The organism is Mycobacterium sp. shizuoka-1 (genome assembly GCF_002723835.1).
Classification (GTDB): Bacteria; Actinomycetota; Actinomycetes; order Mycobacteriales; family Mycobacteriaceae; genus Mycobacterium.
The window spans coordinates 1-13,326 of record NZ_BEWG01000030.1 but is presented as its reverse complement, the minus strand read 5'-3'; the positions used below and the strand labels follow the sequence as shown (position 1 = coordinate 13,326).

Genomic DNA, 13,326 nt, shown 5'->3' with positions numbered 1-13,326 from the left:
GGATAGGGAAAACACGTGACCAGACACCTCGGTCCCGGTCCCGCCGACCGATCCGAAACCGAAACCACCGCAACACCGGTGGCAGCCAAGCCCGGCCAAAGCTTCGGCGCCCGCGGTTGGGTGCGTCCCGTCGCGGGCGTGGCCACCGTGGTCATCGTCGTGGCCATCGTCGCGGTCGCCGTCGGTCTGTTCCGTGGCTCGTTCACCAAGACCGTTCCGGTCACCGTGATCTCCGACCGCGCCGGCCTGGTGATGAACCCCGATGCGCGCGTGAAGATGCGGGGTGTCCAGGTCGGCAAGGTCGAGCAGATCGAGACCCGTCCCGACGGCTCAGCCGTGCTGCACCTGGCGATGGATCCCGCTCAGCTGCGCAAGATTCCGTCCAACGTCGTCGCCGACATCGCCTCGACGACCGTGTTCGGTGCCAAGTACGTGAACTTCGAGCCGCCGGCGGACCCGTCGCCGAAACCCATGTATTCCGGTCAGGTTCTGCAGGGTCAGCACGTCACCGTCGAGATCAACACGGTGTTCCAGCAACTGAACCAGGTCCTGAACAAGATCGACCCGACACAGCTCAACGCGACGCTCGGTGCGCTCTCGTCGGCGTTCGCCGGGCGCGGAAAGCAATTCGGTCAGACGGTGGCCGATTTCGACAGCCTGCTGGCCAAGCTGGAGCCCAGCCTGCCGAACATGGCGCGCGACATCGAACTCACCGCGCCGGTGGCTGCCGCCTACGCCGACGCCGCACCAGATCTGGTGCGAACGGTGCAGAACACCAACAAGATCAGCCAGAGCATTGTCGACGAGCAGCAGCACCTGGATACCTTCTTGGTCAACATGATCGGTTTGGCCGACCAGGGGAACGAGGTACTCGGCGCCAACCAGCCGGCGTTGAGCAAGGTGCTCGAGTTGCTAGCTCCGACAACGGCACTGTTCAACGAGTACGCGCCGGCGATCAACTGCGCGCTGGAAGGCATGAACGTCGCCCGGCTGCAACCGCCGGCGATGGATCCCGGTGTGATCGTCAACGTCGCCTTCACGCTCGGCATCGACCGCTATCGCTATCCGTCGAACCTGCCCAAGGTCGCCGCCAGCGGCGGCCCACAGTGTATGGGCCTGCCCAACATCGGCTACGGCAACAAGTCCAAGTACCTGGTGACCGACACCGGGATGAACCCGTGGCAGTACGGCAATCAGGGCATCCTGCTCAACTCCGACGGCCTCAAGCAGTTGTTGTTCGGTCCGTTGGACGGCCCGCCGCGCAACACCGCACAGATCGGACAACCGGGATGATGCGCACCACAAGCACACTCGTCAAGTTCGGAGTGTTCGCCGTGGTCATGGCGGTGCTGACCGCCTTCCTGTTCCTGACGTTCAGCAACTATCGCAGCGGCTCGACATCGGCATACTCGGCGGTGTTCGCCGACGCCTCCCGGCTGAAGAGCGGTGACACCGTGCGCGTCGCGGGTGTCCGGGTTGGCACCGTCAACAGTGTGGACCTGCAGCCGGACAAGAGTGTCCTGGTCAGCTTCGACGCCGACCGTGACATCGTCCTGACCACCGGAACCCAAGCGGCGGTGCGCTACCTCAACCTCACCGGTGACCGCTACCTGGACCTCGTCGACGGGCCCGGCTCGACCCGGGTGCTGCCGGCGGGAGCGCAGATCCCCAAAGAGCGCACCCGGGCAGCTTTGGACCTCGACCTGCTCCTCGGCGGCCTGCGGCCGGTCATCCAGGGGCTCAATCCGCAGGACGTCAACGCGCTGACCGCGTCACTGATCAACATCCTGCAGGGCCAGGGCGACACCCTCGACTCGCTGCTCGGCAAGACCACGTCGTTCTCGAATGCGTTGGCCGACAACAGTCAAACGGTCGAGCAACTCATCGACAACCTCAAGGTGGTGGTCGACACGCTCGCCAGAGACGGGGACAGGTTCTCCGGTGCCATCGACAAGCTGGAGAAGCTGATCACCGGCTTGTCGCAGGATCGCGACCCGATCGGCACCGCGATCACCCAGTTGGACAACGGAACCGCGTCGCTGGCCAGTCTCCTGAACGAGGCCCGCACCCCATTGAAGGGCGACGTGGAACAGCTCAATCGGCTGGCGCCGCTGCTGGACGACCACAAGGTCATCTTCGACAGGGGGCTGCAGCGGGGTCCGGACAACTACCGCAAGATGGCCCGACTCGGGGCGTACGGCAGCTGGATCATGTACTACATCTGCGGCCTGTCGATCCGGGTCACCGACCTTCAGGGACGGACCGGTGTCTTCCCGATGATCAAACAAGAATCCGGTAGGTGTTCGGAGCCCTGATGCTGAAATACCGAGCTTCAAACCTGTGGCGTGCCGGTTTCCTCGGCGCGGTGCTGATCCTGTTGGTGATCGCGGTCGGGCTACAGCCTGAGCGGCTGGTGCAACTGGCCACCTCGGTCCGTCACCAGGCCTTGTTCAGCGAGGCCGGCGGGATCACCGTCGGCAACGACGTCACGCTGTCCGGCATCAAAGTCGGCTCGGTCACCGACGTCTCACTGGACAACGGCGACGCACTGGTCACCTTCACCACTGCGGGCAAGTACGAGCTGGGCTCGCAGACCGCGGCGCACATCCGCACCGGTTCGCTGCTCGGGGAACGCGTGCTCACCCTCGAATCGGCGGGCAGCGGACGCCTTCGCTCGGCCGACGTCATCCCGACGACCCGCACGTCCTCGCCGTACTCGCTGACCGAAGCGGTCAGCGATCTGACCAGCAACACCGCAGGCACCGATACGGCCTCGCTGAACCAGTCGCTGGACACGCTGTCGACTACCATCGACCAGCTCGCCCCCAAGCTGGGACCGACCTTCGACGGTCTGAGCCGGTTGTCTCGATCGCTCAACAGCCGCAACGAGAACCTCGCCGGCTTGCTCAAGAGCGCCGCCGACGTCACCACGGTGTTGGGTCAGCGCAGTCAGCAACTCAACACCCTGATCCTCAACGCCAACGATCTGTTGGCGGTGCTCAACGACCGGCGCGAGGCGATCGTCGACCTACTGGCCAACACCGCAGCCGTGTCCCAGCAATTGACGGGTCTGGTCCACGACAACGAAAGCACACTGGCGCCGACGCTGAAGCGCCTCAATTCTGTTGTCGCGGTGTTGGAGAAGAACAAGGACAACATCGCGCAGATGCTGCCGAACGTGAAGAAGTTCATCCTCTCGGAGGGTGAGACGCTGGCCAACGGCCCGTATTACAACGCCTTCGTGCCGAACCTGCAGCCAGCGGAGCTGCTTCAGCCGTTCATGGACTATGCGTTCGGCTTCCGCCGCGGCGTCAATGCCGGCCAGCCGCCGGACAACGCCGGTCCGCGCGCCGAACTGCCGCTGCCGTACAACGGTATTCCGGGAGGGTCGCGCTGATGAGCCGTCGACGTTCGGTGACGATCCTGGCGCTGGCGCTGGCCGGACTGCTGGTGGTGGGCGCGGCGTTGCTGGTGCGCAACATCTACTTTGGCCCGAAGACGGTCAATGCCGTCTTCACCACGGCCACCGGAATCTATCCCGGCGACGAGGTACGGGTGTCCGGGGTCAAGATCGGCACGATCAAGGCGATCGAGCCGCAAGGCACCCAGACCACGTTGGTGCTCGACGTCGACCGTGACGTGCCCATTCCCGCCGATGCCAAGGCGGTGATCGTGGCACAGAACCTGGTCGCCGCTCGCTACGTTCAGCTGACGCCGGCCTACCGCAACAACGTTGGCCCGAAGATGGCGGACGACGCCGTGATTCCGCTGGAGCGCACCGCGATTCCGGTGGAGTGGGACGAAGTCAAAGAGCAGCTGACCCGGCTTGCCACCGACCTCGGGCCGCAGAGCGGCGTCTCGGGAACCTCGGTGTCGCGATTCATCGACAGCGCGGCCAACGCCCTCGACGGCAACGGCGACAAGCTGCGTCAGACCATCACCGAGCTTGCCGGGGTCTCCCGCGTGCTGGCCAACGGCAGCGGCAACGTCGTCGACATCATCAAGAATCTGCAGAACTTCATCACCACACTGCGTGACAGCAACGAGCAGGTGGTGATGTTCCAGAACCGGCTGGCGACATTGACCAGCGTGATCGACGGCAACCGCTCCGACCTCGACGCTGCGCTGAAGAACCTCTCAGTGGCAATTGTCGACATCCAGCGGTTCGTCGCAGGCAGCCGCGACCAGACCTCCGAGCAGCTACAGCGGCTGACCAACGTCACCACGAATCTGCTCGACAACAAGATGGAGATCGAGAATCTCCTTCACATCGCCCCCAACGCGTTGACCAATGCCTACAACATCTACAACCCGTCATCGGGTAGCGCGGTCGGGCAGTTCGTGTTGAACAATTTCTCCAATCCGACCGAGTTCGTCTGCGGCGCCATCGGTGCGATCGAGAACACCACTGCCCCCGAGACGGCGAAGCTGTGCAGCCAGTACCTCGGCCCGGCACTTCGGCTGCTCAACTTCAACTATCTGCCGATCGGCATCGATCCCTACCTGATGCCGTCTGCCGCCCCCGAGGAACTGGTCTACTCGCAGGACAATCTGCGCCCCGGAGCCGGAGGGCCGGCGCCCGACATCCCGGCGATCCCGCCGGCCATCTCGGCGTACGACGGGGTGGCACCGGGTCCGCCGGGATTCACCGGCCGCGCCCCGGGGGAGGCGCCGCCCGGTGCGGCGCAGCTGTTGCCGGGTGGATCGCCCGCGATACCGCCTTCGGTGATCTCGTCGCTGCCCAGCATGTTGAACCCGAGCGGTGCAGCGCCCGGGCCGGCCCCCGGCCCGCCGATGGCCGCGGAAGCAGGAGGGACGCCATGATCGGCGGAAAGTCGTTGCGGCGGCTGGTGATCACCGGCTCGTGCCTGGCGTTCACCACGAGTGCCTGTGCATTCCAGGGGGTGAACTCGCTGCCGCTGCCCGGTGCCGTGGGACGCGGGTCCGACGCCACCGTCTACCACGTCGAGATCGCCAATGTCGCGACGTTGGAGCCGAATTCGCCGGTGATGATGAATGACGTCGTCATTGGCAGCGTGCGTAAGATGACGGTCAGGAACTGGCATGCCGACGTGGAGTTCTCGGTGAAGCCCGATGTGGTGGTGCCTGCCAATGCCGTCGCCAGCGTGGGACAGACCAGTCTGTTGGGCTCCATGCATCTGGCGCTGAACACCCCGATCGGGCAGTCGCCGAGCGGCGCGTTGAGCCCCGGAGCGACGATCCCGCTGAACGCGTCGTCGACGTACCCGACCACTGAGCAGACGCTGGCCTCCCTCGCAGCGGTGGTCAACGGTGGCGGGCTCGGCCAAATCGGCGACGTCATCCACAATTTCAGCACGGCGGTCAGCGGCAACGAAGCCGCGTTCCGCGATCTGATCACCCGGCTGGACACGTTCGTCGGGACGCTGGACAGCCAGCGCGAGAACATCGTCTCGACCATCCAGTCGCTCAACCGGATGACGTCGACATTTGCCGGCCAGCGGGACGATCTGGCCAAGGCGCTGCAGAAGATCCCACCGGCCATCGACGTGCTGATCAAGGAAAGACCAACGCTGACAACGGCGTTGGAGAAGCTCGGCACGTTCAGTGATACCGCCAACCGGCTCGTCAACCAATCGCAGGCCGACCTGGTGCAGAATCTGAAGAACCTGGAGCCTGCGATCAAGGCCTTCGCCGATGTCGGCCCGGACCTCAACGCGGTTCTGGAATATGCCGTCCACTTTCCGTTCACCCAGAGCTTCATGGACCGTGCGATCCGCGGCGACTACTACAATCTGTTCGCGACCATCGATTTGACCGTCCCGCGGTTGAAGCGCACGTTGATGCTGGGCACACGGTGGGGTGACGCGACGGCGCAGCTGGTTCCCGCACCTGGTGATCCGGCGTTCTTGAACTACACCTACGATCCGCTCAAGACCGGCGTCACTCCACCGCCGCCGGATGTCTTCGACGATGAGCCGCCGCAGGCGCCGCCACCGGCGACGATCGCCGACGTCGGCCCCATCTTGCCGATCGTGCCGCCCGCGCCGATCGCACCACCGGGCACCCAGATCTACACCCAGCAGCAGTTGGCGGCCTCAGGCGTGACGCCGATCTTCGCCGGACCCTATGGGGCCCAACCCACTCCGCCGACAAGCGCAGCGCCGGCAGCTCCGACGGGAGGAGGTGGCTGATGCTCACCCGTTTCGTGCGGAGTCAGCTGATCATCTTTACGATCGCGTCGATCGTCGGCGTGGCGATCATGGTGTTCGCCTACATCCAGGTGCCGACCTTGCTCGGCCTTGGCCGGCTCACCGTCCAGCTCGACCTGCCCGCCACCGGCGGCTTGTACAAGTTCAGCAATGTCACCTATCGGGGTTTTCAGGTCGGCAAGGTCACCTCGATCGAGCTGACCGACACTGGTGCCCGCGCGACCCTGTCGCTGGACACGTCACCGAAGATCCCGGCCGACCTCAAGGCCGAAGTGCGCAGCATGTCGGCAGTGGGCGAGCAGTACGTCGAGTTGTTGCCCCGAAACGACAAGGCGCCCTATCTGCAGGACGGTTCGGTGATCACCGTGGCCAACACCTCGATCCCGCAGTCGGTGGGCCCGATGCTCGACCAGGTCAGCAAGCTGGTCGACAGCATCCCCAAGGACAAGCTCAGCCAACTGCTGGGCGAGACCTATCAGGCCTTCAACGGCACCGGCTACGACTTCGGCTCGCTGGTCGATTCCGGAGCGACCATCACCAGAGATGCCAACGCGGTGTCGGACAACACCCGTGCCCTGATCGTCGACGCGCGCCCGTTCCTCGGAGCGCAGGAGATGACCACCGACTCGATCCGAACCTGGGCGGCCAGTCTGGCCGGGGTGACCGAACAGGTGGCCAACAACGACTCGCAGTTCCGGTCGATTCTGCGCGACGGACCGGGATTCGCCCAGGAGACCTCGAGACTGCTCGAACAGCTCAAGCCCACACTGCCGGTGCTGTTGGCCAACATGACCACGTTCGGTCAGATCTTCCTGACCTACAACGCCTCGATCGAACAGCTGCTGGTGTTGGTGCCGCCGTTCGTCGCCCAGATCCAGACCTACCTGCCCAGCAACAGTCCCACCGGTCTGCCGAACGGTGACTTCTCGCTCGGCCTCGGCGACCCCGCCGCCTGCACGGTCGGATTCCTACCGCCGTCGTCGTGGCGCAATCCGGCCGACACCTCGGTGATCGACACTCCGGACGGGCTGTATTGCAAGCTGCCGCAGGATTCGCCGGTCGCCGTCCGAGGGGCGCGCAACTACCCGTGCATGGAACACCCCGGTAAGCGAGCGCCGACGGTCGAATTGTGTAACGATCCCAACGGCTTCCAACCGTTGGCTCAGCGCCAGCATGTCACCGGGCCCTATCCGATCGACCCTAATCTGGTTGCCCAGGGCATTCCGATCGACAGCCGGGTCCTGCCTGATTCCAACATTTTCGGGCCGCTGGAGGGCACGCCGTTACCCCCGGGGGTCAGTGCCCCGCCGCCGGGGGCGCCCCCGGTGGATCCGCCGCCACCGAATTTCGCCGGCACCGGTCCCGGGCCACTGTTGCCCGGCCAGCCCATCTATCAGACGCCGCCGGTGACACCGCCGGGGCCGGAAGGCAACATCGGCCCGGCGCCGATCAATCTGCCGGGACCGCCGCCGGATCACCCGGCCGGCGATCAGCCGGTGGCACCCGCCGATCAGCCGGTGGCGCCGAGCGCCTTCACCGGCAACGACCAACACGGTCCGCAGCTGCAGGTCGCGAAGTACGATCCCCGCACCGGCCAGTACATGGGCAGCGACGGGACGTTGTACCGGCAGACCAACCTGGCCAAGCCGGCTGCCACCTGGCAGGACATGCTGCAGAGCTGAAAGGGGTACCGCGATGGGTGTACTTCGAGCACTGACCGCCGTCGGTGCCGCCGCTTTCGTCGCAGTCGTCTGCGCGGCTCCCGCTGTCGCGGAAGACGATTGGGGGATCAACGGGACGTTCGCGACCTCGTCCAACGGCGAGTGGGCAAAGATCAACTCGCGTTACGAAGACCAGCCTTCCGAACGCAGCACCTGGACCATCTCGACGACCTGTATCTCACCCACCGAGTGCAGTGGCACCGTGCAGAGCGACGCCGGCTGGGCTGCGCCCATCTACACCACCAACGGCCTGTGGTACGTCAAGCGCACGATCCCGAATTGGCGGTTCTGTGCCGACGGGGCGGCGATCGAGGGTTTCCAGGAGTACAAGATCTATCCGGTCGGCAGTGACGGTCACGTCGACGCGGCGTCCACCGAGTACACCGGACAGAACCGGGTCATCGGTCCGAGCGGCTCGTGCGGTCGTAACCAGTGGCCGGTGATCGAGATGCCGTTCTACATGAAGAGGGTGTAGCGCTCACCAATTCCGCAGCGAGCACAGCGCGCCCTTCGGGCCGCTGTTGCGCTTCACGACCACACCGTTGATCTCCATGGTGCAATTGAATCCGGCGGTGGCTTTGGGCAGCGAACCCTGAGCCTGAACCAGAACCATGCCCCATTGCACCGGATCGGCGAGGGTGGCCTCGAGAATCCACGGTTGACCCGGCCCCACGGTGGCCTCGGCGTTCGGGCTGAACACGTAGGGGTCGTGGCTGTAGTCGGAGAACGTGGGCGGATCGGTGTCCCGGTAATAGATTTCGGCATTGACCGGCTTGTCGGCGGTGACGGTGTAGCGCACGTTGTACACCGCTGGCGCCGCAGGAGGCCCAGGGGGCGGATCGTCGGCCGGCGCAGGTGACGCGAGACCGATTGCGGCGCCCAGCATGACCAAGGTCGCGGTGATCACCGGCGCCGACCGCACCGTCACATCCTGCTCAGGCTGAACGGGTACACGAAGCTACCGCCAGGGGCCCCGTCACACCCGGAGTCGAACGTCGACACCATCGACCCGGCCAGCGTGGTCGAGTCCCAGGTGTAGACATCGTGGGTGGGAATGGTTGGGCCGTAATAGATGTCGCCGCACCGCAGACCGAACGGGTCGTCGATGGTGAAGGTGTATTGACCGTTGACCAGGTGTGCGTCGCCCACGCTCTGGACGGCTTTGGCGATCGGGCGCGGCAATGTCAGGATGTGAATGCAGTCGGCGATCGTGACGTTCTCGGCATCCTTGCACGGCGTCGTCGCCGACCACACCCAGGTGTGAAAGTCCCTGCGATCGGGCATGTTCAGTTCGTAATTGCCCAGGAACATCTGTGCGGTGGCGGGCGGCGCGAGCGCCACCGCTCCCGCCATCAGTGCCGTGGCCACTGCGAGGGATTTCACGCCGGCTTCCTCCACGTTAGGGCCAAGCTGCGCACCTGCGAGATTGGCATTCTCGTGTAGCGAGAATACTATCCTTGGGCTGTGCGGAGAAAGGGTTTGACGGGTTGGCTCGTCGTCAGACGAACTCGACATCCGCCATCTTGAGCTGATCGCCTTCGCGCACCAGGCTCACCACGACCCGCCACACCCGCGGCTGCTGGTCTTCCTTCGGGGCGTCCGGGCCGGTCCGCTGCGAGGTCGCCGCGACCAACACCGTCGCCGAATTCTCGTCCATGGACTCGACAGCGGAGTCGTTGACGGTGACCTTGGTGCTGACCTTGGCGTCCTGGAGCGCCTTGATCAGGTCACCGGACCCGTCTTCGAAGTTCGACTTGAACTTGCCTGTCGAATCGTCGATCACCCGCTGCACCGTTTCCTTGGCGTGGGTGTAGTCCAACGACATCAGATTCACCACGCCCTGGCGGGCCGCGGCCGAGAACTCCGCGGAGCGATGCCGCAGCTGCTCGGCAGCGCGGTGCTGCCACACCATGTACCCGGTGGTGCCCGCCAGGCCGGCGACGCCCACGACCGCGAGGGTCGCCGCAATGGCCTTGAGCGCGCGAGGCCCTCGCTTGCGTTGCGGCGCAGACTCCGCCGCGGGCGGGGCCGGCTCCGCCTCATCGGTGGTCTCGGTCTCGGTCTCGGCCTGTGCCGGTGCTTCGTCGCGGGCGACGTCCAGTTTGGCGCGCAATTCGTTTGCCCGCGCGCGGGCTGCCTCGGCGCGAGCCTCGGCAGCAGCGGCCGCGGCCTCCGCGGCGTCGGCCGAGACGGCGTCGTCGACGTCGGGTGTCTCGGGCTCACTGTTGGCCGGCATGGGACCTCCTCGTCCATCACGGTCGCATGGCGAAGAGCGACGCTAGCACCGCCGACCAGCATTCCACAGAGCGGTTGTCCGGTCGTCGGGGTTGCCCAGTGATTTGTCCCGGTTTCTTCTCTGAGCCGGAGAATTCGCTTACCGAGTATGCGAAAGTATTCGGGTGCGATTGACCGTGCCAGTTCTTGCTGCACTCCTGACGGCCGGATTGTTGATGCCGGCTCCGGCTTCCGCGGATCCCGCGGGGGCGCCGATCAACGCCGACGAGTGCAACGATGCGTTCTGCACTCCGGGCATCACGCCAGGAGTTGAACTCGGTGCTCCGTGCGCCAACACGACCTACTACGTGTTCGGTGTCGACACCCGGAACAACTGGGGGCGGCTGATCTTCTGCGGGTCCCCACGGCGGTACGAGCCGCGCTACTTCCGGTCGCCGCCGATGGTGGGTGTCAAGTTGCTGGACGACGACTGCACCGGCTACGAGAATTCCGTGGCGCAGGCGCCCGACGGCATGTTCCTGTCGTGCATCGCAGCCGGCGGGCGGACCCGCTGGGTGCAGGGCGACGCCTAGGGGCCGTCATCCCCGTCCGGTGAATCGGACGTGGATGTCGGCGAGCCCACGCAGGATGTAGGTCGGCTCGTAGTTGTACCGGCGCTGTTCGGCGGGCCCATGGAACTCCTCGTCGATGGTGATCTCGCCCATCCGGTCCAGCATGCGTTCCAGTGACACCCGGCCCTCGACGCGTGCCAGCGGCGCACCGGGGCAGGAGTGCGCGCCGCGTCCGAAGGCGATGTGCTCGCGGACGTTGGGCCGCCGGACCTGGAACTCGTGGGGATCGCTGAAGCGGCGCGGATCGCGGTTGACCGCGCCGGGCAGCACCATGACCACCGTGCCGGCCTTGATGTCCATCTCGCCGACCTTGGAGGTTCGCCGGGCCAGCCGCGAATCGCTCTTGACCGGACTTTCCAGCCGTAGCGACTCCTCGATGAAGGTCGGGATCAAGCTGCGGTCGTCGCGCAGAGCCTGCTGCAGATCGGGCCGTTCGGCCAACGCCTTGATCGCCGCGGACAGCAACTTCGCCGTGGTCTCCTGGCCCGCGGCGAACAGAAAGGTGGCCGTGCGAACCACGTCGATGATCTCCGGGGTGGCGCCATCCGGGTACTTGGCGGTCGCCAACTCGGTGAGCACATCGTCACGCGGGTCGCGGCGGCGGTCCTCGAGATAGCTGCTGAACCTCTCGTCGAGAAACTCCAGCGGGTTGGTGCCGACATGCTCGTGGTCGAGTGCCCCGACGCGGGCGCCCGGCCGTTCGGCGCCCAGGACGACGCGGAACTCCTGGTGGTCCTCCTCGGGCACGCCGAGCAGGTCGGCGATCACCAACAGCGAGAACGGCTTTGCGTATTCGGCCAGGAACTCGCTACGGCCCTCGGCGATGAATTCGTCGAGCTGGCGGTCGGCCAGCCGCCACATGAAGTCTTCGTTCTCCTTGAGGCGCTTGGGGGTGAGCAGCCGGCTCAGCAGCGAGCGGGCCTTGGTGTGATCCGGCGGATCCATCGTCACCATGTGCTCGTGCATCGGAAAATACGTCCGGTGCGCATCGATCTGCGCGTTCAGGTCATCGCCCTCGGGCGTGAAGGGCAGGGGTGGGAACGGCCCGCCGAGGGCGACGATGTTCGAGAAGTCCTCGGGGTTTTTGTACACCTCGAGGGCTTCCTCGTAGCCGGTGACCGCCACGAAACCGTGCGGTTGCAGCCGCAGCGTCGGACTCTGCTCACGCAGGTAGTCGTAGTACGGGTAGGGGTCGGCAACCAGCGACTGATCGGTGAGGAAGTCAACGGTGGCGAAGTCGGTCATGAGTATGTCTGTCCTCCCGGCGGGCCTGATTGCTGTGCACCTGCTTAGCATGGGCTAAAGTGCGTGGTCAAGGCTGGAACACATCGGCCCACGTACTATCGGCGTGTCCCAACGGCGGTCAACGAGAACGGGGTGGCACATGGCATCGGCGCGACGGATCGGAGCGCCCGACGCGAAGAATCGCATGGTGCTGCTCGACGCCGCCGAACAGCTGATGATCGACGAGGGCTATGCCGCGGTGACCTCGCGCCGCGTCGCCGACAAAGCAGGCCTCAAACCGCAGCTGGTGCACTATTACTTCCGCACGATGGACGACCTGTTCCTCGAGGTCTTCCGCCGCTACGCCGACCAGGGCATGGAGGCCCACCAGCAGGCGCTGGCCTCCCCCCAGCCGTTGTGGGCGCTGTGGCGATTCGGGATCAACCCGGACGCCAGCAGGCTGACGATGGAGATGGCCGCACTGGCCAATCACCGCAAGGCCCTTCGCGCCGAGATGTCCCGCTACGCCGAACGCTTCCGCGAGCAGCAGCGCGAGGTGTTCGTCACCGCACTGGAACGCCACGGGGTGTTGCCGGCCGAGGTGCCGCCGGTGGTCTGGTCCATCATGATGACCGGGTTGTCCACGGTGCTGATGCTGGGAGAGGCGCTCGGGGTCACCGCGGGGCACGCCGAAACGCTCGAATTGGTCGAGCGATACCTGACCGTGATGGAGGGTCCACCGCAATCGGTGGACGACTCAGCTCACCAGTGGCGAAGCGAGCAGAGCGCCCCTTTGGGGCCGGAATTCTCGGCGACGACGACACCATCGACGGCGAGCACGCAATGAAAATTGGGCGGCGTCTTGGACAGCCCGCTGGTGGCGGCGACCATCGCCCATTCCTCGGGGTTGGCTAGCTGCACGTTGAGCACCCACTTCTGGGTCGGGCCGACATCGGCCTCGACCTTGGGGCTGAACACGTACGGGTCGTGGCTGTAGTCCGCCCAGTTCGCCGGTTCGGTGTCCCGGTAGTAGATGTCGGCGGCCCGGAACGGGAGTTCGGCGAACACGCTGTAGGTGACCTGGTGCATCACAGGTTCTTCGGCATTCGCCGGCACCGCCGACGCCGCGACGCATACCGCGGCCAGCGCCATCGCGGACCCCAACTTCAACGTCATGGCTCAGTTTTGCATGCCCCCCTCGGTGCGGGCACGGTTTTGTTCCCGCCTGCCGGGACGGCGACCGATCGCGCGGGTGCCTAGGTGTTCTTCACGGGTAGGTTGTGAACGCGTAGGCGCTCGATTGGTGTCATTCCGCCGATGCCGGTGTGGGGTCGGTGGTGATTG

Annotated in this window: 14 protein-coding genes; 9 read left to right on the top strand and 5 right to left on the bottom strand. The window is 65.5% G+C overall.

Annotated elements, in window-relative coordinates:
• Positions 1-15 precede the first annotated feature (15 nt).
• From MSZK_RS10515 to MSZK_RS10485, 7 genes are read left to right on the top strand one after another with little or no spacing between them, the layout of a single operon-like run.
• Entirely contained in the window at positions 16-1,293 is a 1,278-nt protein-coding gene (locus MSZK_RS10515; RefSeq protein ID WP_099247484.1) for an MCE family protein, read from the top strand.
• Positions 1,290-2,315, top strand: coding sequence for an MCE family protein (locus tag MSZK_RS10510; RefSeq protein ID WP_099247482.1), 1,026 nt, complete (start codon positions 1,290-1,292; stop codon positions 2,313-2,315). The genes MSZK_RS10515 and MSZK_RS10510 overlap by 4 nt, the downstream gene beginning before the upstream one ends.
• Positions 2,315-3,397, top strand: coding sequence for an MCE family protein (locus MSZK_RS10505; protein WP_099247492.1), 1,083 nt, complete (start codon positions 2,315-2,317; stop codon positions 3,395-3,397). Before MSZK_RS10510 ends, MSZK_RS10505 begins: the two co-directional genes overlap by 1 nt.
• Positions 3,397-4,824 carry an MCE family protein gene (locus MSZK_RS10500; protein ID WP_099247480.1) on the top strand — a complete coding sequence of 476 codons (1,428 nt, stop codon included), beginning with the start codon at positions 3,397-3,399 and terminating at the stop codon, positions 4,822-4,824. The genes MSZK_RS10505 and MSZK_RS10500 overlap by 1 nt, the downstream gene beginning before the upstream one ends.
• Positions 4,821-6,173: an MCE family protein gene (locus tag MSZK_RS10495; RefSeq protein ID WP_099247478.1), complete on the top strand. Its 1,353-nt coding sequence runs from the start codon at positions 4,821-4,823 to the stop codon at positions 6,171-6,173. Before MSZK_RS10500 ends, MSZK_RS10495 begins: the two co-directional genes overlap by 4 nt.
• Positions 6,173-7,873 (top strand): MCE family protein, encoded by a 1,701-nt coding sequence (locus tag MSZK_RS10490; protein WP_099247476.1) that lies wholly within the window; start codon positions 6,173-6,175, stop codon positions 7,871-7,873. The genes MSZK_RS10495 and MSZK_RS10490 overlap by 1 nt, the downstream gene beginning before the upstream one ends.
• 13 nt (positions 7,874-7,886) lie before the next feature.
• Positions 7,887-8,387, top strand: a complete 501-nt coding sequence (locus MSZK_RS10485) for a hypothetical protein (protein ID WP_099247474.1) — start codon at positions 7,887-7,889, stop codon at positions 8,385-8,387.
• A gap of 3 nt (positions 8,388-8,390) precedes the next feature.
• Here the strand turns inward: MSZK_RS10485 and MSZK_RS10480 are convergent, their stop codons facing one another.
• From MSZK_RS10480 to MSZK_RS10470, 3 genes are all read right to left on the bottom strand, one after another.
• Positions 8,391-8,834, bottom strand: a complete 444-nt coding sequence (locus MSZK_RS10480) for a hypothetical protein (RefSeq protein WP_099247490.1) — start codon at positions 8,832-8,834, stop codon at positions 8,391-8,393.
• Between the two features lie 2 nt (positions 8,835-8,836).
• On the bottom strand, positions 8,837-9,265 hold the full coding sequence (locus tag MSZK_RS10475; protein ID WP_099247488.1) for a hypothetical protein: 429 nt from the start codon (positions 9,263-9,265) through the stop codon (positions 8,837-8,839).
• Positions 9,266-9,410: 145 nt separating this feature from the next.
• A complete protein-coding gene (locus MSZK_RS10470; RefSeq protein ID WP_099247472.1) occupies positions 9,411-10,148 on the bottom strand; it encodes a hypothetical protein in 738 nt (245 codons plus the stop codon).
• A 214-nt stretch (positions 10,149-10,362) separates the two neighbouring features.
• Here MSZK_RS10470 and MSZK_RS10465 point away from each other — a divergent pair, with 214 nt between their 5' ends.
• Complete coding sequence (locus tag MSZK_RS10465; RefSeq protein WP_199203282.1) at positions 10,363-10,719, top strand: hypothetical protein; 357 nt, start codon at positions 10,363-10,365, stop codon at positions 10,717-10,719.
• A 6-nt stretch (positions 10,720-10,725) separates the two neighbouring features.
• Here the strand turns inward: MSZK_RS10465 and MSZK_RS10460 are convergent, their stop codons facing one another.
• Positions 10,726-12,003: a cytochrome P450 gene (locus MSZK_RS10460; protein ID WP_099247468.1), complete on the bottom strand. Its 1,278-nt coding sequence runs from the start codon at positions 12,001-12,003 to the stop codon at positions 10,726-10,728.
• Positions 12,004-12,142: 139 nt separating this feature from the next.
• Between MSZK_RS10460 and MSZK_RS10455 the strand changes: the two genes are divergently transcribed.
• Positions 12,143-12,829: a TetR/AcrR family transcriptional regulator gene (locus MSZK_RS10455; RefSeq protein WP_099247466.1), complete on the top strand. Its 687-nt coding sequence runs from the start codon at positions 12,143-12,145 to the stop codon at positions 12,827-12,829.
• On the opposite strand, the gene MSZK_RS10450 is transcribed toward MSZK_RS10455, so the two are convergent.
• Positions 12,745-13,158, bottom strand: coding sequence for a hypothetical protein (locus MSZK_RS10450; RefSeq protein WP_199203281.1), 414 nt, complete (start codon positions 13,156-13,158; stop codon positions 12,745-12,747). The genes MSZK_RS10455 and MSZK_RS10450 overlap by 85 nt on opposite strands.
• Between the last annotated feature and the right edge of the window lie 168 nt (positions 13,159-13,326).